Origin of the sequence: Algoriphagus aurantiacus (assembly GCF_035156405.1) — a bacterium.
In the GTDB taxonomy this organism is placed as follows: Bacteria; Bacteroidota; Bacteroidia; order Cytophagales; family Cyclobacteriaceae; genus Algoriphagus; species Algoriphagus aurantiacus.
On record NZ_JAXRUT010000002.1, the window covers coordinates 11,741 to 33,750 of the forward strand.

Genomic DNA, 22,010 nt, shown 5'->3' on the forward strand with positions numbered 1-22,010 from the left:
ACATGAAATTGAAATTTATAGTTTTCTTATTTTTCCCGGCATTCTTATGCTTGCCTGTGACTGCTCAGGTTTTGATTAGCGGTACTGTTCGGACACCCGATAATTCCCTACTTCCCGGAGCTATGGTACAGATCCAACATGATCAGGGAAAAGCCCAGACAATAACGGATTTGAACGGTTACTTTGAACTCTCAGTAGAAGAAGAGAAGACTGTTCAGTTGGAAATAAGATTCCTGGGGTATAAAACTTACCGAACTTCTATAGCTATAGACGGTGGGAGCAGCAAGGATTTGGGAAATATAGTTCTGGCTGATGATGAGCAGCAGCTTCAGACCATTGAAGTGATCGGACGTGCGCAGCGCGATTATACCAGTGATTATTCATTTTCTGCTACCAAAATTGGGATCAAAAACAGGGATTTACCACAGTCTCTATCCGTAGTGACGAAGGAGCTTATTGACGATAGGCAGGCGTACCAGTTGTCAGACGCGGTCAAGATAGTGAGCGGAGTGAGTTCTACGGGATTTTACAATCATTACAACATTCGGGGTATTACCCAGAATGAAGAAGGGCAGATCCTCAATGGAATGCGTACGCATCAGTACTTTTTTCTTCAGCCCATTACGGCAAATATTGAACGGGTGGAAGTACTGAAAGGACCGGCATCAGTGACCTTCTCAAGCGTAGACCCGGGAGGAAGTATCAACATGGTCACCAAGAAACCATTGAAGGATGACAGAAAGGAGATCAGGATGAGTGTCGGGAGCTTTAGTACATTCCGTGGGACATTGGATTTCACAGGACCCGTAAATCAGGAAAAAACTTTGCTCTATCGCTTGAATGTAGGAATGCAGGAAGGAAAATCATTTCGGGATCAGGTCCAGAATGATGCCATCTTAGTCTCTCCCTCTTTTACCTATGTGCCCAATGATCGTACTGCAATAAATGTGGAGATGATCTATAGTGACAATAGAGGTACGCTGGACAGAGGGCAACCCATTTTCGGTGCGGAAGCGGGTGCCACAAATCTAAATAGTACGCCTATAAGCCGTAGTCTAAGTGCAAGCGATGATTTCTTTCGTTCTACTGAGCTGGTATTTATGTCTAATCTCAGCCAGAAGCTGACTGGTTTTGCCAATTTCAATATGGCTTATATGAAGCAAACCTGGACAGAAGATTTGGCTGAGCATCGCACGACAAATGCTTTTGCGGTGGATCTGGATAACAATTCGGTGCCGAGCATGGTAAGTATGCGCTATGTGGAGCGTCAGCAATTTTGGGATACTGATAACCTCAGTGCATATTTTGATGCGGATTTCAACACGGGGAAAGTAAGTCATAAAGTTTTGGTCGGATACGATCTGAGCCGTTGGCACAAGAAAAAAGGAGGAAAACAGAATTCTGCACGTGGATACTTGCGGGCGGATGGTACTGTCTCCAATGGATTTGATCCCACCGTAGCTCAGGATTACCTGACTTACCAGGTCAACGGTATCACGCTTCCGATGCCTAATGTGCCTCACTTTGACCTGAACAATCCTACCTATGAGACACTAAATACAGAGGATTATAACTTCAATTCAATTTTCACTGTCCCGCCTACCTTGACCACCACCAATGGCGCTTATGTACAGTACCAAGCGAAATTCGGTAAGTTTTCTTCCTTGCTTAGTCTAAGGCAGGAATGGTTTGAGGATATCACCAACTACGATATAGCGCAAGAGGCAGGTTTCAAAAATTCTGTGTTGATCCCTAGAATAGGACTCACCTATGGAATCACCAAAGACATCAACGTATATGCAACTTACCTGGAAGGATACCAGCCCCAGTCCAATACCGTATCGCTGATGCCGAGCACAGCCGCATTTTTCTGGGATCCAAATTCTCCCGCGCGATTCAAGCCCCTTACTAGTGATTTGAAGGAAATCGGTGCAAAAGGTGAGTTTCTTGACAGCAGACTTAGTGCTTCTGTTGCACTCTATGAGATCAACCAGGAAAATATTCTGATGAATGCCAATATCCCTGATCATCCTGACTCTTTGGTACAAAGGGGCGCGGATAGAAGCAGAGGGATAGAAGTGGAACTGAACGGCTATATCTCGTCAAACTGGCAAATGAATGCCACATATAGCTACATCAACGCGGAGATTGTCAGGGATGTCGACAATACCTTGAGTGGCAAGCGGAAAGAAAATACACCTACCAACAGTGCGAATATTTGGACCCGGTATAATTTTGCCAACGGATTTCTTAATGATATAGGAGTGGGATTGGGAGTACAATACAGTGGTGACAAGATCCCATGGTATACCAGAGAGTTTACTATACCGGAATACACACTGGTAGATATGGCAATCTACTATGCACCTGAGAAAAGTGATTTTCAGTTGACTTTGAAAGTGAATAACCTAATGGACAAAACCTACTGGGTGGGAGCACAAAACTACCTTAGGCTATTTCCCGGCGCGCCGAGGAATGTAATGTTGACTGCAGCTTACCAATTTTAAATCCAGCCATGAGAAAAGAAACAGTCTTATTGATAGCCAGACATTTTTGGGTGAATACCTTCAAAACTAAAGCTATTTATCCTTTGATGACGGTCATTTTTGGCTTGCTGTGTTTCAGCGCTTATTCGGGATGGACGAATTATGAAAAGCAATCTGAAATCCGAAGCCATTATCAGCATGAGGCACGGGAAAGCTGGGAGTCCAACCCTGACAAACATCCACATCGGATGGCGCATTTTGGCACCTTTGCTTTTAGACAAAAGTATCCGCTGAGCATGTTTGATTCCGGTATTGAGAGTTTTACCGGAAACGCGGTGTTTCTTGAAGCCCACAAGCAAAATTCCGTCAACTTCTCGGAAGCAAGTCTTTCTACAGGTCTTCTGCGGTTTGGAGAGCTTAGTATGGCGATGATACTCCAGACAGTCTTTCCATTGATTATATTTTTTCTGGGTTTTTCGGCTGTTTCCGCAGACAGGGAAAATGGGACGCTGAAGATAATTCTGACGCAGGGAGCTAGGTGGAAGGAAATATTGATGGGAAAAACGCTTGGATTAATGGCATTAGCCCTGCTATGCTTGGCACCGGTAGGACTATTAATGTTGTATTTTCTAATTGCAGAAGGAGGGGACGTGGCAGGCTTATGGCCTAGGTTCTTGGTATTGGGTATGGTTTATGCAATGTTTTTTATGCTTCTGAGCATGGTGACTATCGCAGTTTCCACCACTTCAGGCAAATCCAAAAATGCGCTTATCAAACTACTGGCAATTTGGCTTCTACTGGTCGTATTGCTACCCCGATCCTCGCAGGCGCTGGGAAGTTATTTCTTCCCGTCTCCTTCCAAAGTGGAATTTCAATCTGTCATAGAAGAGGAGGTTATCCAAAAAGGAGATAGCCATAATCCCAATGATCCCTATTTCAAACAGCTAAAGGATTCTGTGTTGAATGTCCATCAGGTATCCTCTGTAGAAGAGCTGCCTTTCAACTATGGGGGATTTGTAATGGCCCAGGGAGAGAAAAACAGTTCTATTATTTATAAAAACCATCTGAAAAAGCTGATGCAGATTTACAAAAAGCAAAACAGTATTTCAGAATTGACCGCGGTGATCAACCCATACATTGCGGTGAAAAACTTGTCGATGGCATTGTCAGGAACAGACTTTGACGCCTATGTAGATTTTCAGGATCAGGCAGAAAAGTATCGATATGAGCTGGCGCAAAAGATGAATAAACTTCAAATGGAGCATATCAGTCCGGCCAAAATCTCCGGTTCGGATGGCAAAGCCCATGTAGTAGGTAAGGAGAATTGGAGTGAAATGCCTGATTTTCACCACCGCTTTTTTTCATTTGGCAAAGCCGTGAAAAATGAGCTGTTATCCTTGATTTCCTTAGTGCTATGGTGCCTGGCCGCTGTACGGTACATCTCTTATCTTTCCAAAAAAGCTAAATCCGTTTAAGTTATGTATCGGTTAATGTTTAAGCAGTTTTTTAGATCAAATGTGGTCATCCTGTGTCTACTCTTGGTCTCGGTGCTGGGGATGACGGGAATTTTGATTGGCAAGCAGTTTCTGGATCGTCAGGAAAGGGCCACTGAGCAGGTCACGCTATACCAACAAGAACATATTGAAAGGAACGTCGGCTTCCACCAAGAGGAATTTGGGTTGTTGATGTATTATTTGAAGTTTGCGCTGATCAATAAGCCTGAAAAAATGGCAGGGCTGTCCATTGGCCAGAGTGATGTAAACCCAGCCATTCAGCATGTCACGATCCGGAATTTGGAAGGCCAGAAATACGATACGGATCTAGTAAACCCCTCAAGCCTGCAGTCCGGTAATCTGGATCTGGGCTTTGTGATCATCTACCTGCTTCCTCTGCTGATTATCGTCTTCACCTTCAACCTCCTTTCGGAAGAGAGAGAAGTGGGTACTTGGCAGCTTGTATCCATACAGTCTAGGTCCAAGCTGAAGTACCTACTGGCCAAGTTGTCCGTAAGACTGCTTGTGATTTTAGTGCTTTTCGTGCTTTTGCTCACAGCTGCAAAGTTGATCTTGGGAATTCCATTGGATGCTGCTCTATTTGCTTTTTTTCTGTTGGGGTTCTGCTACATCATCTTCTGGTTTACTGTTTGTTTTTTGGTGATTGCTTTCCAGAAAAACTCCAGTTTAAACGCATTGGCGATGCTGTCTCTTTGGCTGGTTTTGGCCATACTTCTGCCTGCAGGCATCAATAGCTATGTGAGCAATCAGTATCCCGTACCTGAAGCATTGGCTACCATGATCGAGCAGCGGGACGGTTATCATGAAAAGTGGGATTGTGATAAGCAGGAAACCATGACAGATTTTTATGCACATTATCCACAGTTTGAAGACTACGGTATGCCGGAAGAAAAGGAATTCTCTTGGCTTTGGTACTATGCCATGCAGCAAATGGGGGATGATGAGGCCAGAGAGGAAAGTGAAGCCATGAGAGACAAGCTTGAGCAGCGTGCACTAGTGAGTAGGCGTATTGCCTGGGCTATTCCCACAATGCATGTTCAGCTGGCTTTTAATAAGTTAGCAGGTACAGGTTCTACGAGTCACATGGAATTTTTGGAAAGGACAGATGAATTTCATGAAAAGATGAGGCTTTATTTCTATTCTAGAATTTTTGATAATACCTCAGTGCTTGAGGAGAACTGGGAGAAGTTTGAACCTGAATTTATAAAAAAGGAGAATTCGGTAGAGTGGCTTTGGCTTTTCTTACCGATAATTATCTGTTCAGGTTTGTTGCTTTTCCTTACGTTTTTGAAAGTAATAAAAATTAGATAGTAAAAAATACTTCCTTAATTATTTCAAATCAACTGTTTCTTCATGCAGTGTCCTGCTCTTCAACCCGCATTATGCATTAGCAAATCTACTACGGCTTCAAACCGCCTCAAAATCAGTCGCTATGCTTCACTTTTCGCTCTCACCGTAGCGGTGCTACGACTCGATCTCCAAAGTGACTGATTTCCTTGCAGTTTGAACCCTTCCCGAAAGAATCGGGACAGGCTGCTACGAAGCCTAATGCATAGTCCGGGTTCAATTATCATAGAATTAATAATTCAGATGATTTTTTTGGGGAAGCTTTCACTTTGGCCGTTTTAAGTCACTTCACTAAGTTATTAAAAGTTAGCTTTCTCAGCTAACGGGTGAAAGGAAACTCAACCTTTTACCCAGATTCATTCACTCTCTGCATGGCTGATTTTAAAACTGTCGCATCATAGATCCCCGTGATTCTGGCTGGTAGGCTTGCGATGAAAAGTCAGCGGTTATTTTTTAATATAAAAGTTGAATTTTAAAATGGTGCTGTATGTTTAAATAAAATTCTTAATCTATGTTTAGATAAAATTTCGTAAAACAACTTTCCGCTATTTTTTTAGTAATAATAAATACCTATGGACCTGACTAAAGAAAACCTTGTAAATTCCTTTCTTGATTTTAAACTACTATTTGAGAGATGGGAATCACTTGCAGACAATAATCATCCAAGTATCTGTCTTTACCATGATTATCTAAGCAGGATTAAAAAGTTTCCGGAGTTGTTGGAAAGCAATATTGACCCTTTGGTCTTGAAGACAGATCAGAATAAGTTGGGGTTTGGTTTGATCCTTAGTTCCTTAATACCCTTATCTGGTCAGGACGATAAGATTTTAGCTATATCCAAGCCATTTGACTACAATCCTATCTATGCAACTCCCGCATTTTCCGAACAGTTTTTACAGGAAAATGGATTGATAAAATTGCCTGAGAATCTTGACTATGAGCGTATTTCTTTTGATAAGATGATACACGTTTATGCCAAGATTTTAAGCCAGCTATATGGAATTCAGATGAATCAGTTCCCTCCTATGGTGTTTAAATTTAGAGGTGCTAACGGAGTCAATAGACATTATCAGATTCATTTCAATACGCAATTCGTACATGTTGTCCCAAAAGTGCCACTACCCCAGATACATGACCGCTCTGAATTCTGCAAAATAGATGAACCTTATCAATTCGAACTAGATAGATTGAAGAAATTGCTTCCTCTGGACCTATTTGAATTTCATGGTTTTGTAATAATGGAAGCCAATGATTTAACAGTAGCCCAGAGTGTAGCAACGCTTAATGAAGCTGTCTTAAAGCAAGATGAGGTCAGTTCTGAAGAATTCATGGGGATTGTTGAAGATTCTGTCAAAAGTCTCTTGGATAGAGGGGAATTAAAGGTAGGGCTGGCCGTTCTTCAGAATATTTCAGGAAGGATCATTATGTCCGAAAGCCGTCTTGCTTATAGTTATTTGATTCGTCAATTATTGATATCCGGCAGCGAGGAACCATACCATGCGATCATAGAATTTCTCTCGAAAGTGAATCACCCCGTCTTTTTAAAAGATATTCAGGATAATCCAGATGATTTGCCACTGATTAATCTGATCATTGGCATGGGGCTCCAGGAAATCATTCTTTATCCTCTGCGGCATAATGGGAATCTCGTAGGAGTACTGGAAATCTGTTCCTTTGAAAAAGAGACTTTTGATCCCCTGATGCTTCATACATTGGATCATTTGGCTCCGTCACTCTCGCTAGCGCTACATCGGCAGGCAGAGAATCTGGATTATAAAATTAAGGCAATCATTAGAAAGAATTTTACTGCGATTCATCCTGTAGTTGAATGGAAATTTGATGAAATCGCACTGGATTATGTATTGGATGAAGAATCAGGAAAGAAGCCTGAAATCAAGCCTATTTTGTTCAAGGAGGTATATCCATTGTATGCTGCCGTAGATATCAAAAATTCAAGTGTTGAACGGAATCAGGCAATTCATGATGACTTTGTCATCCAGTTAGATATGGGGAAAGCCATATTGGAACTAGCGGGGAGTTTGCATTACCTCCCTTTGCTTGAAAGTCTTATGGATCAAATCGAGGAATACAAGCGCAGGATAAATCTGATTCTGCTCAGTGAAGAAGAAGTTAGAATCACTGAATTCTTTTATCGTGAGTTAGAACCAACTTTTATACACCTGAGTGAAACATATCAGGATCTAAAACCTAAAGTACAAGCTTATTTTGATGCATTAGACCCTCAACTTCAAATCATAAACCATCACAGAAAGGCATTTGAAAGAAGCCTTCAGCTTATCAACCAGACAATTGGAGCTTTTTTGGATGAGGAAGAGATTAAGGTCCAAAAGATTTTCCCCCATTACTTTGAGAAATTCAAAACCGATGGCCTTGAATACAATATCTACATTGGTCAATCTCTGGTGAAAGATCAGAAGTTTGATATGATTTACCTGAAGAACCTAAGGCTTTGGCAGCTTCAGAGTTTGATAGCCATTGTTAATCTGATAGAGGACAAGAAGCCAGAATTGGAAAATCCGTTGGAAACCACACAGCTAATTCTCGCTCATAGTACGCCTATATCTATCAGTTTCCGCTTGGATGAGCGAAAATTTGATGTGGAGGGCGCCTACAACATCCGCTATGAAATCATGAAAAAGCGTATTGACAAAGCCTTGATATCAGGGACTCAGGAGCGCTTGGTCCAGCCGGGTAAAATAGCCATCGTCTATTCTCAGCAGCGGGAAGTCAAGGAATACCTGGACTTCATCACTTATTTACAGAATAAAGGGCAACTCCAAGATCAAGTCGAGGAACTTGAACTGGAGGAAATGCAGGGCGTTCACGGATTGAAAGCTATTCGGGTAACAGTGACTCCGAAAACCCTTCCTTCAATAGATAGCTCATCAAAATTGATATCCGAAGGTAAAAAAGGGTAAGAACTCTTCCTCATTGAAACCCATAGAGAAGGTTGCTACAAACTGATTTAATGGTGCCAACCAAATGCCACCTCCAAATGCATTGTGCCATTCATCTGATTTTTCATTTTTGACCCAAACTCGGCCAATATCATTGTATGCTAATATTCCTACTGTTGCCGGGAGTAAATAAGTGTTTAGATTGAAAAGGCGGACTCTTACTTCCGTATTATTGTACACCACCGCGTCACCATTAAATCTGTATCTTCTATAGCCCCGAAGATTGTCCAATCCTCCCAGGGTTTGGCCTTGGAAAAATTCATAATTGCCCCAGTTTTTGCCACCTCCAAACCTCGTCGCCCAGACTAACCTGGAAGGATATCGAAATGACCAATACAGTGCAAGTTCTCCATCCACTGTGGTGAAATTCTGGGAGTAATCATTCAATCCCCACATTCTTTTAGCCTGACCTTCAAAATGAAATCCTCTGGTAGGTAGTTCTTTATGGTCTCTTCTGTCAAAAACTAGTTGAGCCGAAAATCCACTGTAAAATTTAGCTTTGTCCAGAACTAGCTGGTTTAAGCCACTTTCCGGGGAAGTAATGAATTTGTTGGTATTATCATCTGGATCAAACCGGAACACCTGATAGTGCGGACCGACTGTCAAGCTTCCACTTTCACCCAATTTTGCTTGTAATCCTCCATATAACTCATACCAATTAAATCTTGCTCTATAGTAATCTATGTCATAAATATCAGTGTTGTACTCAGTATCATTTCCAATTCCAAAGAAGTTGAAAGCAAAGTCAGGCGCCTTTACATCAGCCTTCCAGACTAGATCAAGGTTTCCCAAGACATCCACTGCATGACCCCTGTATTCAATATTGAATGCATTTGATTTAATAGCGTAATTGCCCAAAATGGACTGACGAATAGAAAATGGTTCTTTTTTGAAGCCATGCTTTTCCCATAACACACCGGCTCCTAAGAATATGCCATCATCTTTGTTGATAGCCACTGAAGCCAGAGGCATAAGCTTGTCATACTTGAACTCTTTCCTGTTGTAGCTCAAATAGGAGAGGGAAGGTGCGTACTTGATTTTGGCACTTCCACCTAGTTCAAGCGAATGTTTATCCTTGGGATTTTGGTAAATGAGCGTATTTTTCTTCTTGGTATTCCCTTTATCTTCAAACGATTTCTCCCCATTGCCCGGAATTATCCTCACTTTGATTTTACCTGATCCTTCTCCCTTGAAGCGGAAGGTATCCTCACCTTTTAGTCCATAAAGCCTGACTTCTTCGGTTTCCTCCGGAAGGAAGGTTCGATGGTAAAGTTTCTGTTCCAAATTTCCTGACTTATCAATTTTTCTAACCTCTACTTCAACTTGCCCATCTTTGTGGTACTTTATTTCAAATTCCTCATTTTTATTGGAGCCTACCACATCTACGTTCTTGGAAAGGAATGCGTAATGTTTCAGCATTTCTTGCTTTAGCCAGGTTTTTCGCTGGCGAAGCTTTGCTTGAATTTCTGGAGCATCCTTTGCTGCGACGGTGTCTGGCCAGTCTTTAAATGCCTCAGAGATTGCATGCTCACTCAGTGAGGGAATGATCTTGTCCAACGTTTTTTCCCAATCTTTCCGGTTCAGTTCATTTAGGAAGCTGCGATCAAAATACCTGGGATTGAACATGAAACCAGACACAAAGCGGGGAGGAGCGTAATCAAATCCCTGAAATCGGGGATCAGCCCATTTTCGACTGGCAATTTTTGGAAATATCCCCTGATTTACGAAAAAAGCCTGATCTCTATCCCTAGGCATAGGAGTGAATTCCCATCCTTTTTTTCCTTTTTTCCCTATCCATCTCCACTGATCATCATGGCGATCCCAGTCTGCTATCCATAGGTCAAATATCCGGGCTCTCAGCACATCTTTTTGCATCACCTGGTGATCATTGTCACCATGGATTTTTTTGAGCATTTTGTCAGTGCTGAAAAACTCCACATCTTCAGGAGCGTCTTTTCCCGCAATTTCCCGCTCTTCAAAAAGGTACAAATCATTGCCATAGTCCTTTCTATAAATTCCCAGCAAGGGATCATCAGGCAAATAAACGATGGTGGGATTAGTATGCACTATCCCAACCTCTTCGGCCAGTCTGGCTACAGCCAATGCTGCATAGGGATGTGAGGAAGATATTTGATCCTCGATCACCTGTTTGGCGATTGTCTGACGGAGCTCTGGTGAAAGTGCTTTCTCAGGATATTTGTTAATTGAGCGCATCACATATTCCTTTCCATCTTTATCAGCAAGTCGTAAGGAATGGGTTTGAAGCCCTCCTCCTTTCTGAATGATGGTAAGCCCTGTTTTTGCCCTGGTGAGATCTATTGTTTCAAAAGTGGCAGGAATAGCCCAGGTTTCCCGATAGTTTTTTCCCAAGAAGCGGTAGTAACCTTTTCCGTGCAAGTATTGGGTGGAAATGGGGCGGGTGACCTCTTCCGGTAAGGTTCTATCAAATAATTTTAATTCCGAAATGTTGTCTGCATATGGTTTGACCAACTGCGTTTCGTACAACGGATCTTCCTCAAGCGGATCATAAAAAGTTAACCTTACTTCATGATTATCATAAAAGTCCAGTGCAGCGTAACCTTTCATTGGATAAGTGAACTCAGCTGTATTATGTTTTTTAATATAGGTGTTTTTAGCTCCAGCTCCACTGATAATATAATGTACATTACCCTCTTTTGTATAAGCCAATCCGTGCTCGTGCCCTGCAACTTGTATCACGTTGGGGTGGCTGTCAAATATCTGATCCAAAGCACGGGTCATCGCCTCGTATTTAGGATGGGGAAGATCCTGAATGTTACCAAACCAGCTTCTATATAAGGGATATATGGAACCGATCACCGGTAATGGAATATAAAGTTTAGGCGAGGCTACAGCGAGTGGAAATAGATGATCTTTCCAGCTATAGGCACCATTATGTGGGCCATAAGATCGGAGGGGGTGGTGCATGGCCACAAGAATGGTCTTATCCTGATTTTCCTCAAAGACATATTCCAAAGCAGCCAACACCTCTTCTTCTGATTTGTATTCGCAATCCGAATCAGCACCAGGCTTGTCTTTAAGATGAAGCAACCACTGGCTATCCAACGTGATTAAGATTGTTTCAGAATCCAGTTCGATTACATTCGGACCAGGGCAACCTCCGCTTGGAATCCACTCTACCTTATCTTCAGGGTAATTATCCAGCACATATTCTTCAGCCCGTAACACCGCATTTAGTCCTTCGGATTTCCCCCGGTTCCAGTCGTGGTTTCCTGGCACCATCCAGATTTTCCCAGTGAGGAATTGATATAGATCCAGCTGTGTTTTTAATATCACTTCAGCCTGCTCCCTATGTTCATCTTGATCGGCAGGCATTCCTTCCGGATAAATATTATCACCTAAGTATATGATATGGGTTGGGGTATCACCGTCAATTTGAAGTTTATTCCGAACGTCTTCGACTACTGGATGATGTTCATTTTCCATTTCTCCAGCATCACCTATCAAGTAAACACGAAATTTCCGGGAAGCTTCCTGTTGGGCGAGAAGAAAAGATGAAAGCGAACTGAAAACCAGAAGCAGAATAATTTTTTTCATGTGTTTATAATTGATTTTTATTGGTCACAACTGACTGCCGTCAGGCAGGTGGAATCTCGCATGATTGATAATCATCTCTCTGTGTGACACGTTCGTCATGCTCGATTTCATGGGGTATAGACGAATTTCAGAATATTGGCCTCACCATCTTGTGCTTCATTTGAAATATACATGTTACCATGAGGGTCAAAAGCAAGTCCCTCAGGTTGTTTAAAAAGCCTAGAGTCTAGTCTGAAAACATCTTTTGGAATGAAATCTGAGTCGGTTATCAACAGCCATTTACCGCTGGAAGAAAGAATATAAAACTGTTTCTCAATGGGATGAAACGCCGCTGCCGATGGCTGGATGTCCAAGAGTTCAGCTTTCTTATCTCTGAGTAAAGGCTGTATTTGATCTCTTTTCAAAGTCTTGAATGGAATGGAATCGTAACTTTTATTCATTAAATCAAAACGGAAAATAGAAGCCTGATCCGGACCTATATCCCACTTGCAAACTTTACAAAAAACGAACAAAAATGGTTCTGTTTCAGAAGCAACTATTGCCTCAATATCTCTTTTTTCTTTGATTGGGAAATGGTGCTCGGTGGTGTTTGCGTTTTTGCTGAGTGGAGAGGTGACCTCGTAAAGTGTACCGTTACTTTGTAGCACCCAAGCTACCTCATTCACTACCTCCAGATCTTCGATGTCTTTATTTTTAGAAAATTTCCTTTTCTTCAGAATTTTACCTGTCTCAGTATCAAGTTTATATATAATGGAAGATTCATCTTCTATTGCCCAGAGCTGATCTTCGCCTACCCATTCTATACCAGAAATTTCCTCCATATCATCGGTTAGAATGATTTTTTGGAAGTCCGCAAGGCTATATGCATCTGGAAATGGGATGGTTTTTAATTCTGAAACACTCGGGGCACATTGACTGCTTAGTAGGAGTAATATCAGAAAGACGAATATCTTTGAGAAATGCATCGTTATAAAATTGGAACTAGTTACCTTCAAATAAATTTGCTCAAAATAAGTGAATAGCCGTGGAAACACAACTTGAAAAATTTGAATCCTGGATTAGGAAATTGTTTGAAAACCGCCAAAAACCGGAGGTTTGCTACCATAATTTGGATCATACCTTACAGATAGTAAGCAAGGTTAAAGAGATTGGGGAATATTATAATTTGGGAAAGGATGAGCAGGAAGATTTATTTTTTGCAGGGTGGATGCATGATATCGGTTATTGGGAAGGAAAAGGAGAGGGGCATGAAGCCAGAGGAGCTACAATAGCGGAAGCTTATTTAATTGACTTGGGCATAAGTAAGGATCGGATAGAAAGGATAAAGTCTATTATTATGGCTACAAAGATTCCCCAGAATCCTCAAAATCTGCTGGAAGAGATTATTTGTGATGCCGATCTATTTCACCTGAGCTCTGACAAGTTTTTTGAGCTCACTATATTATTGAAAAAAGAAGTAGAATTTTCCGAATATGGGACTATCCCAACCCTAGATTGGTTAAGGAAGAGCCAACAGTTTATGGAGTCCCACAAATACCATACTTCGTATGCTCAGCAGTATTTACAGCCGGGCAAAGAGAAAAACCTGAAACTCATACAAATGAAAATCAAAGAGGCAGAAGAAAATCCAGATGCGTTCAAGAAAGAAAAGAAAAAGAACAAAAATAAATCGGAGAGAGGGATAGAAACGATGTTTCGGATTACTTCCACAAATCATTTGGAGCTTTCAGCCTTGGCTGATAATAAAGCCAACATCATGATATCGGTCAATTCCATTATCATTTCCATAGTCGTGACCATTCTTATCAGGAAACTTGAGGAGTATCCAAATTACATTATTCCTACTTTTATGCTGTTGGCTACCTGCCTTTCAGCCATGGTCTTTGCTATTCTGGCCACCCGCCCCAAAGTAACGTCTGGTGTGGTGACTAAGGAAGACATTCACAAAAAGCAGGGTAACTTGCTCTACTTTGGAAATTTTCACGAAATGTCGCTTCCCGATTACAAAACAGGCATGCATGCCATGATGGAAGACGGGAATTATCTTTACGATAGCATGATTACTGACATTTATTATTTGGGAAAAGTGCTCTCAAAGAAGTACCTAATGCTCCGAAAGAGTTACAATATTTTTATGTTCGGATTTGTATTATCCGTGATATCATTTCTGATAGCTACCCTTTTCTTTGATCCATTGCAATACTGAGACTGCCGGTGGCCGAAGTTTACAAACGTCAACCTGACTTTAGGGAGCCTCAAATACGTCATGCGGGTTAATTGGGTTTAGTTACAGAAATAAGGAAATATTCCTCTAAGCCCTTCTTTCGTGGATCTGGCAAAGTGGCAATGTGATTTAATCATCGTAAATTTCTCCCTTTTCTTCACATGTTGAAGTTAGGAAAGGGCATTTGGGGGAGGCCCACCGGCAGGTTTTGACTTGTCTTCAGGCAAAGGGACAAATTCTTTGTTATCCGAGGGAGGTAAAAGAATACGCCCCTGCTTCCAGTCTTCCTTAGCCTGCTCAATCCGCTCTTTACGACTGGATACAAAATTCCACCAGATATACCGGTCTCCAAGGTGTTCACCTCCCAGCATCATTAGCGTAGTGTTTTCCTTCGCAATAATCAAAGGATCTACTCCCATGGTAAATACCAGCAGTCTTCCTGCTGTATACGTGACCCCATTCACTTCCACACTGCCTTTCACGAGGTATACTCCTCTTTCGCTGTGTCCTGTAGGGAGTCCAAATCTGGCCCCCTCATTGAGTACGACATGTAAGTAAAACAAGGGAGAGCTTGTCTTGACATGACTGTTCAGTCCATACGCCTCTCCGGCTATTAAGCGCATCCAAACGCCATTGTCGGTAAAAACAGGTAATTCCTCCGCAGTATAATTTTTAAATGAGGGGTCAGTTTCTTCGTCTTTTTCAGGAAGCGCCACCCAAGTTTGAATCATTTCGAGTCCACCCGCAGCGAGTATTGCAGGATCTTCAAAACGTTCGCTATGTGCGATCCCTTTTCCTGCTGTCATCCAATTGACTTCTCCCGGTTTGATCAGTTGCTCCACGCCGAGACTATCTCTGTGCGTTACATTACCTTGAAGGAGATAACTCACCGTGGAAAGTCCGATATGAGGGTGAGGCAACACATCTAAATTGGTGGTGGTAGGAACGCTGACCGGGCCGCCATGATCCATGAAAATAAAAGGACCTACCATTCTCCTTAACTGGAATGGGAGAATGCGTTTCACGGAAAATCCGGGGCTTATGACCGCCTGTCGGGATTCTATTACAATATCAAGCATAATTTATTGATAATTAAAACCAAAGTTAAACACCCGAATTATACCTAAGCAATGATAAATGATAATTAATTTACTGCTTTTACCGATCACGCGTGGCAGTTTTTTCGGTTCTAATCTATCTTCTGAAAGACAAGTATAACTTTGATTGCGCTAGAGGAGACAACTTTCTGAACAAACTTGACAAGCAGCTCCACCACATCAGCCTCACTAATAGTCTATGAAGGAAGAAACGAGGAAAGACGTTGATGATTTTAGTGTTGCTTGCCTACTTTCCTTGTCCGTCTTGAGCCAGTAACATGCGGTGAGCAATACAGAGCCATCCCTGCTAGTGATGTCATTTGAAATTGCCCCAATAATAAGTAATTTAGTGTCGGGCGTTATAGGAATTTATATCTCTGGAAGTAGCGGTTCTGGCTTTTAATGGGTTACTTTTTGGAAGGTTCTCAATGAAAGTAAGGTTAATTCTCCAGTGCTGCGGATTTGGAGCTTAGTTTCTCAACTCATCTCAAATGACTCAACTGTTAAAGTATAATATAAGTAAACACATTACTCTCTCGGACAAAGAGATGGAAGATTTTTGCGGTTTGTTTCAACCAAAAGAAATCAAAAAAAAGGAATTCTTGTTGAGAGAAGGTGAAATGTGCAATTTTGAGGGTTTTGTCACCAAAGGACTTTTTCGGGTATATCATGTCGACCATAAGGGCTTTGAACACGTGCTCTACTTCGCTATTGAAAATTGGTGGATTACAGATATCGACAGCTTCACCAATCAAAAACCTTCCCAACTTTATATTGAAGCATTGGAAGACAGCGAACTCCTAGTGATTTCAAAATTGAATAAAGAACATGCCTACACTAAGTTACCGAACATAGAAAAGCTATTTCGGATAATGACCCAAAAAACACACGTTGCACTGCAAAGAAGAATGATAGATAGTTTGAGCAAAAGAGCTGACGACCGTTATGTGGATTTTATTGAAAAATATCCCCAACTATCACAACGGCTGACCAATCTTCAAATTGCGGCTTATCTAGGTATCAGTCATGAATTTGTGAGTAAAATAAGGAAGAAAATTTCTCTCAGAAATTAAGTTGTCCAATTAGCGTACAGTTTATTTGTAGTGAGTTAACCAAACAAGTAATTAAACAGAGTAATTTTTTCATTTCGATAGTATAATAAATGACTAATTCTAATGCACCAAAAGCTAATAACATATATAAACAAGCGTACTAATTCGGTACTTACAAGTGAAGATGAAGCTTTGATCGAGAAGGCTTTTCAACCCAAAAAACTTAGAAAAAAACAATACTTTTTACAAGTAGGGGATGTGTGTAAGCATACCGGGTTTATTGTAAAGGGAGCAATGCGGCAATATAACGTGGATGATAAGGGAGTAGAACATATTGTAAATCTTTACATTGAAAATTACTGGGCTACTGATCGTGAAAGTTCAATTATGCTTACCCCGTCTGACTATAATATTGATGCATGGGAGGATACCGAACTGCTTATAATTACCCGAGCAGAAATGTTGGATTTGATGACAAAAATTCCTGCTTTAGTAGATATGATTAGGTCTATGGATGAAAGAAATGCCATCGCTTCACAAAGAAGATTAAGCTCTACCATTGGCAGCACGGCAGACAAACGATACCAAGATTTTGCCGACAACCACCCTCAGTTTATCCAGCGGTTTCCGCAACATATTATTGCTTCTTATTTAGGTATTACTAAAGAAACATTAAGCCGGGTAAGAAAACAATTGATGAAATAGCAAAGCTTCAAGAATTATGATAAAAAAAAGTGTTGATAAATATCAACACTTTTTTTTATCATATATCATCGAAGTGAGGAGTCCGTTTGTTACAATTTTGCCTTATCAAATTTATTCGAAAATAAACAGTATATGGAAAATTCAAAAAACACTACGGCCTCTCAACTTCTTCGTCACAGTTTGGATACTTTTCTTGCCAAAGACATGAAAGGCTGGTCAGAATTATGCGCTGAGGATGTAGTTGCCGAATTCCCTTTTGCACCAGAAGGTTCTCAGGCAAGATTTGAGGGCCGGGAGGCGCTCTATGAATATTTGCGTAACTACCCGAGCTTTATAAATGTAAAATCTCTCCCAACTTTGAAAATCTATGGAACGGATGATGCAAATGTTGCCATCGCAGAGTGGAGTGCATCCGGTGTGGTAGTCGCTAGCGGCAATCCATATGAAATGAGCTACGCAACTTTCGTTACTTTCCGTGACGGTCTAATAGTCAACTATCGTGAATATTGGAACCCTCAGGCTTTTCAAAAAGCAATGAGTGGTGGAAGTTTTGCCAGCGAATAATATACACCTATAAGAGCTGTCCAGTGCTGCGTCAAAGTAGCAAACTCAAAAACCGTTGATAAATATCAACGGTTTTTTTTATCATATCTCATCGTTTTCGGGCTGCTCTTAGATGCAATTTTACATCATGAATCAAGGCAAAATCAAATTTTATAACATCCGAAAAAAATGAAAACAAGCAAAATTATTTATTGGATTACAACGGTTATTATCGCAGGGATAATGCTATTCAGTGCTTTCGGATATTTTACCAATCCTGATATGAAAGCAACTTTTGTCCATCTGGGTTTTCCAAATTATTTCAGAATTGAATTAGCGATTCTTAAAGTTTTGGGAGCACTGGTTTTACTGCTTACTATGATTTCAACTAAAATTAAATCATTAGCTTATTTTGGATTTACCCTAACATTTATATCTGCATTTATCGCTCATTTATCCAGTGGAGACCAAATTTCTGTTGCTATAATGCCTCTTGTGTTTTTAGTGATTTTGGGAATATCATATTACTCCCAAGATAAAGAGTAGCCACTTGAAATTGCTATTACAGATACTTTTTACAGGCATGAACTAAATAAACAAGGTGCTTCTTAACATTGGAAACATACTATAGTAGCCTTTAAGGAACGATTTTAACCTAGGAGTAAGGAAATATTCTATTCCAAAAAGAGAAAGAAAACCAACTTATGGTCTATAAATATCCATCGAAGATTTCCTACCAGCCACGGATATAGAAAAGTTATAGGCAACGAAAAAGGCTATACAGATTACCCTAGTTTATAACAATCATTTATTTAAAATGAAAATATTACATATCATATCAAGTCCAAGAGAAGAAGCATCTCAAACTATACAGCTGGGCAAGGCTATCATCAAAAAACTATTGGTCAGACACAAGGAAGCATTCGTAACCGTTCGAAATCTTACTACAGACCCGCTTCCTTATCTTATTGACACCCATATTCAGTCATTCAACACAGTGCCGGGAAACCGTTCATCCACACAATTGGAAGCAATTCGACTTTCAGATAGGTTGCTTGAGGAATTGATAGAATCAGACGTCATTGTCATAGGTGCACCCATGTATAATTTCGGAGTACCTGCCGTCTTAAAAAGTTGGATAGACCATTTAGCGAGAGCAGGGGTAGCATTTAGATACACTGCTGATGGGCCTGTGGGTTTAATCCGGGATAAAAAAATATTTCTTGCTATCGCAACGGGAGGTGTTTACAGCGTAGGCGATTATAAGGCATTGGATTTCATTGAACCTTATTTGCGGACATCTCTTGGATTTTTCGGAATGACAGATATTACCACATTCAGGATCGAAGGAGTTTCGGTTTCTACTCTTAAGGATAACGCCATGGAAGTGGCTCTGGAACAGTTAAGTGTTTTAGATAAATAAGGTCAGTTCACTAATTAGTGTAGTCAATAAAAAACCAAATACTATGGGAAATTCACAAATCCCAACTACTAATTATGATTTTATCATAGTGGGAGGCGGTTCGGCCGGAGCTGTAATGGCATCCCGTCTGAGTGAAAAAAGCAATCAGAATGTCTTATTGGTGGAAGGTGGAAACGCTTACCCCGCATGGGATTACCCCAGTGCTATTTCAAGTGCCAATAATCCCGGTGGAGATGCGGAGCACAACTGGGGATTCCAATCTGAACCGACTGTTTTTGGAAATAAGATAGATCTTCCAAGAGGAAAAGTTTTAGGCGGAAGCTCAGCTATTAACGGTGCAGTTGCTTTGCGTGCCCGTCCGGAAGATTTCAAAAACTGGAATCTTCCGGGTTGGTCCTTTGAAGAAATGCTTCCTTACTTCAAGAAATTGGAGAAAAGTGATTCCGGTGATAAGGAACTTCACGGGTTTGAGGGGCCGCTGCCTGTACGTCAACTCTTGCGATCTGACTTAACATCAGTTCAAAGAGCATTTGTTGATGCAACAGTCAATGTGGGCTACAAGCTCATTGATGATTTTGACGGTGTAGAAGCTAATGGTGTCGGACCTTACCGGATGAATGTGGTAAATGGCGTGCGTGTAAATACAGGAATGGCATATCTCTCAAATTCCGTACGTGAACGCAAAAACCTAACTATCCTATCACAAGCTTTGGTAGACCGTGTATTGTTCAAGGGACAAAAAGCTGTAGGTATTGTGTTGGCTAGTGGAGAAGAATATTTCGCTGAGGAAACGATTCTTTCAGGAGGTACTTATGGAAGTGCGGCTATATTGCTGAGATCGGGAATAGGTCCTAAGGCTGACTTAGAGCAATTGACTATACCGGTGATCGCAGACCTTCCGGTAGGAAAGAATGTGAAAGACCACCCATTTCATTACGCTGCTTATGCATTGCATAAAGAAATGGTGGAAAGCAAGTCACCGCCCATTGCGGCGAAACTATGGACTTCAGCATTCAATAAAGAGGAAGGCGAACTGGATATTCACATCACGGCTACACATCTTTTCCCGGATGAATATAGCCCAACTCTAATGGGATTTGTTCTTGGAGTGGCCGTAACCACACCGCGCTCAAAAGGGAAAATATGGATTGAAACAACGGATCCAAATATCAATCCAAAAGTGGATTTAAATTTTCTTGATGATCAGGAAGATACCGTTAGGATGATTGAAGGAGCAAAACTTGCGAGACGTATCGCAGCAACGTCTCCGTTTTCAGAATTTATCCATTCAGAAATCGCACCGGGTTCATCCGTGGTGACAGACGGGGACTTAGAAGAAGCTATCAAAAAAAATATAGCCAGCTATGCCCATCCGACAAGCAGTGCGCCAATGGGGGCTATAAACTCAAAAGAGGCAGTAGTTGATTTGGAAGGAAGAGTTCATCATGTAGAATCCCTTCGGGTAGTAGATGCTTCCATTTTCCCTGATATTATTTCTGCAGCTACCAATGTGACAACAATCGCTGTTGCAGAACGAATAGCCGATATACTGTTAAAATCTTAAAACTGCCAACTTTCTATATAAACACTTATTATTCAGGTTTTTATAGAGAAAGTAGATATATGGCCTTTACTAATTGAGTTATTAAATTATATGTATATCCGCATTTCTGCCAGTAAAGCAATAAATGATACGGTAGACCCTAGCATTGAGATTACTTCGGTCTCCCGATAGCCATCGGGACGTCATCGGTCTTCCTGCCAGCAAGCCAGAGAAAATGAGGCTACAAGCATCATCCGATAGCTATCGGATGCGGATAATTTTAAATTTTATGAATATGGGACACACTGCATCAAATAAGACAAACGAAGATAGAGTAACTATGGGGTATAACTTAGATCCTGAAATAGGAAAAGCAATGTCTGATTTTCTCGATCAGAACTCTCCGGGACAAATTCCTGAAAAGGGTGATTGGCGAATGCTAAGGGAAAATGTCAATAAATTCTATGCAAACCTTAACCAGTATTTGCCGGCTCATCCAGAGGTCAGCACGAAAGACTTCAGCATCCGCACAACTATTGGAACAGAGATTAATTTACGCTGGTATAGCCCACCGGGAAAAGTGGTTTCAGGTTCAGCATTCGTGTACCTGCACGGTGGCGGTAGAGTGGCAGGCTCATTGGAGTTATACGATCGAATCGTTTCTGATTTCGCCTATCAATCGGGCGTTCCTTTTCTTTCTGTGGATTATAGTCTTTCACCGGAAGTAGACGGAGAGGCTCAAGCTGAAGAGGCATTTAGTGCATTGACTTGGCTGAAAAAACAAGCAGTTGATCTTGAGATTGATGAACACCGTATTGGTATCATGGGAGACAGTGCGGGTGGTGGGATAGCCGCTGCAGTAGCTATTCTTGCGCGTGACCGTGGAATTCAGCTTTCACGTCAATTACTGATTTATCCCATGCTCGATGATCGTAATCTCATTCCTGATGAGCGGTTGATGCCTTTTGCAGTGTGGACTTATGACAACAATTACACGGGATGGAGTGCCTCACTGGGTGATGATAGGGATGCACATGGGGTCTCAGCTGTAGCTGTACCTACCCGCCTGCTTCAATTTGAGGGTTTGGCACCGGCTTTTATTTCAGTAGGAGACTTGGATATTTTCCGCAATGAGAATTTAGCTTATGCAGGTAAGCTGGCAAAAGCAGGTGTCCCGGTTGAGTTTCATTTACATCCGGGAGCTCCACATGGATTTGAATTTATTGCACCTGATGCAGCTGTATCCAAAAGAGCCATGGCTGATTACATACGAGTGATACAAGCTATATAAAGAGAGATATCCAGTAAACATTCAGAATAGTTTCAATAAACAAGTATGAAATAGAGCATGATCCCGTACGTACGGGAGCACACTGGGATGATTATAGTGCATGTGAGATTCCTCCCGATAGCTCCCGATAATTATCGGGACGGGATGACCTTTGAAAAGCAAATTATAAACACATGAAATCGAGCATGACTCAAGAGTCACACACTGGGATGATTATAAGCCTTGCGAGAT

At 41.3% G+C, this 22,010-nt stretch carries 15 protein-coding genes; 12 read left to right on the plus strand and 3 right to left on the minus strand.

The features are described from left to right. Window positions 1-2 precede the first annotated feature (2 nt). The 4 genes from SYJ56_RS02030 (at window position 3) to SYJ56_RS02045 (ending at window position 8,286) form a co-directional block, all read left to right on the plus strand. Window positions 3-2,507, plus strand: coding sequence for a TonB-dependent receptor (locus SYJ56_RS02030; RefSeq protein ID WP_323831910.1), 2,505 nt, complete (start codon window positions 3-5; stop codon window positions 2,505-2,507). 8 nt (window positions 2,508-2,515) lie between these two features. Further along, entirely contained in the window at window positions 2,516-3,961 is a 1,446-nt protein-coding gene (locus SYJ56_RS02035) for an ABC transporter permease (protein ID WP_323831912.1), read from the plus strand. Window positions 3,962-3,964: 3 nt separating this feature from the next. Further along, on the plus strand, window positions 3,965-5,311 hold the full coding sequence (locus SYJ56_RS02040) for a DUF3526 domain-containing protein (RefSeq protein WP_323831914.1): 1,347 nt from the start codon (window positions 3,965-3,967) through the stop codon (window positions 5,309-5,311). Window positions 5,312-5,919: 608 nt separating this feature from the next. Beyond that, a complete protein-coding gene (locus SYJ56_RS02045; protein ID WP_323831916.1) occupies window positions 5,920-8,286 on the plus strand; it encodes a GAF domain-containing protein in 2,367 nt (788 codons plus the stop codon). On the opposite strand, the gene SYJ56_RS02050 is transcribed toward SYJ56_RS02045, so the two are convergent. Together SYJ56_RS02050 and SYJ56_RS02055 are read right to left on the minus strand one after the other, a co-directional pair. Continuing rightward, window positions 8,254-11,901: a BamA/TamA family outer membrane protein gene (locus tag SYJ56_RS02050; RefSeq protein WP_323831918.1), complete on the minus strand. Its 3,648-nt coding sequence runs from the start codon at window positions 11,899-11,901 to the stop codon at window positions 8,254-8,256. The two genes, SYJ56_RS02045 and SYJ56_RS02050, sit on opposite strands and share 33 nt — an antisense overlap. Window positions 11,902-12,008: 107 nt before the next feature. Continuing rightward, window positions 12,009-12,866, minus strand: a complete 858-nt coding sequence (locus SYJ56_RS02055; protein WP_323831920.1) for an SdiA-regulated domain-containing protein — start codon at window positions 12,864-12,866, stop codon at window positions 12,009-12,011. Between the two features lie 59 nt (window positions 12,867-12,925). Here SYJ56_RS02055 and SYJ56_RS02060 point away from each other — a divergent pair, with 59 nt between their 5' ends. Further along, a complete protein-coding gene (locus SYJ56_RS02060) occupies window positions 12,926-14,107 on the plus strand; it encodes a Pycsar system effector family protein (RefSeq protein WP_323831922.1) in 1,182 nt (393 codons plus the stop codon). 188 nt (window positions 14,108-14,295) lie between these two features. On the opposite strand, the gene SYJ56_RS02065 is transcribed toward SYJ56_RS02060, so the two are convergent. Then, window positions 14,296-15,204: a pirin family protein gene (locus SYJ56_RS02065; RefSeq protein ID WP_323831924.1), complete on the minus strand. Its 909-nt coding sequence runs from the start codon at window positions 15,202-15,204 to the stop codon at window positions 14,296-14,298. A 509-nt stretch (window positions 15,205-15,713) separates the two neighbouring features. On the opposite strand from SYJ56_RS02065, the gene SYJ56_RS02070 reads away from it, so the two are divergent. The 7 genes from SYJ56_RS02070 (at window position 15,714) to SYJ56_RS02100 (ending at window position 21,779) form a co-directional block, all read left to right on the plus strand. Next, window positions 15,714-16,295 (plus strand): Crp/Fnr family transcriptional regulator, encoded by a 582-nt coding sequence (locus SYJ56_RS02070; protein ID WP_323831925.1) that lies wholly within the window; start codon window positions 15,714-15,716, stop codon window positions 16,293-16,295. A 102-nt stretch (window positions 16,296-16,397) separates the two neighbouring features. Beyond that, entirely contained in the window at window positions 16,398-16,979 is a 582-nt protein-coding gene (locus SYJ56_RS02075; protein WP_323831927.1) for a Crp/Fnr family transcriptional regulator, read from the plus strand. 132 nt (window positions 16,980-17,111) lie between these two features. Then, window positions 17,112-17,543, plus strand: coding sequence for a nuclear transport factor 2 family protein (locus SYJ56_RS02080; protein WP_323831929.1), 432 nt, complete (start codon window positions 17,112-17,114; stop codon window positions 17,541-17,543). A 168-nt stretch (window positions 17,544-17,711) separates the two neighbouring features. Next, entirely contained in the window at window positions 17,712-18,068 is a 357-nt protein-coding gene (locus SYJ56_RS02085; RefSeq protein WP_323831930.1) for a DoxX family protein, read from the plus strand. Between the two features lie 271 nt (window positions 18,069-18,339). After that, the gene (locus tag SYJ56_RS02090; RefSeq protein WP_323831931.1) at window positions 18,340-18,945 is read left to right on the plus strand and encodes an FMN-dependent NADH-azoreductase; all 606 of its coding nucleotides are present in this window, start codon (window positions 18,340-18,342) and stop codon (window positions 18,943-18,945) included. 43 nt (window positions 18,946-18,988) lie between these two features. Beyond that, window positions 18,989-20,509: a GMC family oxidoreductase gene (locus SYJ56_RS02095; protein ID WP_323831932.1), complete on the plus strand. Its 1,521-nt coding sequence runs from the start codon at window positions 18,989-18,991 to the stop codon at window positions 20,507-20,509. Window positions 20,510-20,654: 145 nt separating this feature from the next. Further along, window positions 20,655-21,779 (plus strand): alpha/beta hydrolase, encoded by a 1,125-nt coding sequence (locus SYJ56_RS02100; protein ID WP_323831933.1) that lies wholly within the window; start codon window positions 20,655-20,657, stop codon window positions 21,777-21,779. Window positions 21,780-22,010 lie beyond the last annotated feature (231 nt).

What these genes read in the sequence shown, in the direction of transcription:
- SYJ56_RS02030 (WP_323831910.1), top strand. Translation starts at nt 3, where the DNA reads ATGAAATTGAAATTTATAGTTTTCTTATTTTTCCCGGCATTCTTATGC.
- SYJ56_RS02035 (WP_323831912.1), top strand. Translation starts at nt 2,516, where the DNA reads ATGAGAAAAGAAACAGTCTTATTGATAGCCAGACATTTTTGGGTGAAT.
- SYJ56_RS02040 (WP_323831914.1), top strand. Translation starts at nt 3,965, where the DNA reads ATGTATCGGTTAATGTTTAAGCAGTTTTTTAGATCAAATGTGGTCATC.
- SYJ56_RS02045 (WP_323831916.1), top strand. Translation starts at nt 5,920, where the DNA reads ATGGACCTGACTAAAGAAAACCTTGTAAATTCCTTTCTTGATTTTAAA.
- SYJ56_RS02050 (WP_323831918.1), bottom strand. Translation starts at nt 11,901, where the DNA reads ATGAAAAAAATTATTCTGCTTCTGGTTTTCAGTTCGCTTTCATCTTTT.
- SYJ56_RS02055 (WP_323831920.1), bottom strand. Translation starts at nt 12,866, where the DNA reads ATGCATTTCTCAAAGATATTCGTCTTTCTGATATTACTCCTACTAAGC.
- SYJ56_RS02065 (WP_323831924.1), bottom strand. Translation starts at nt 15,204, where the DNA reads ATGCTTGATATTGTAATAGAATCCCGACAGGCGGTCATAAGCCCCGGA.
- SYJ56_RS02070 (WP_323831925.1), top strand. Translation starts at nt 15,714, where the DNA reads ATGACTCAACTGTTAAAGTATAATATAAGTAAACACATTACTCTCTCG.
- SYJ56_RS02075 (WP_323831927.1), top strand. Translation starts at nt 16,398, where the DNA reads ATGCACCAAAAGCTAATAACATATATAAACAAGCGTACTAATTCGGTA.
- SYJ56_RS02080 (WP_323831929.1), top strand. Translation starts at nt 17,112, where the DNA reads ATGGAAAATTCAAAAAACACTACGGCCTCTCAACTTCTTCGTCACAGT.
- SYJ56_RS02085 (WP_323831930.1), top strand. Translation starts at nt 17,712, where the DNA reads ATGAAAACAAGCAAAATTATTTATTGGATTACAACGGTTATTATCGCA.
- SYJ56_RS02090 (WP_323831931.1), top strand. Translation starts at nt 18,340, where the DNA reads ATGAAAATATTACATATCATATCAAGTCCAAGAGAAGAAGCATCTCAA.
- SYJ56_RS02095 (WP_323831932.1), top strand. Translation starts at nt 18,989, where the DNA reads ATGGGAAATTCACAAATCCCAACTACTAATTATGATTTTATCATAGTG.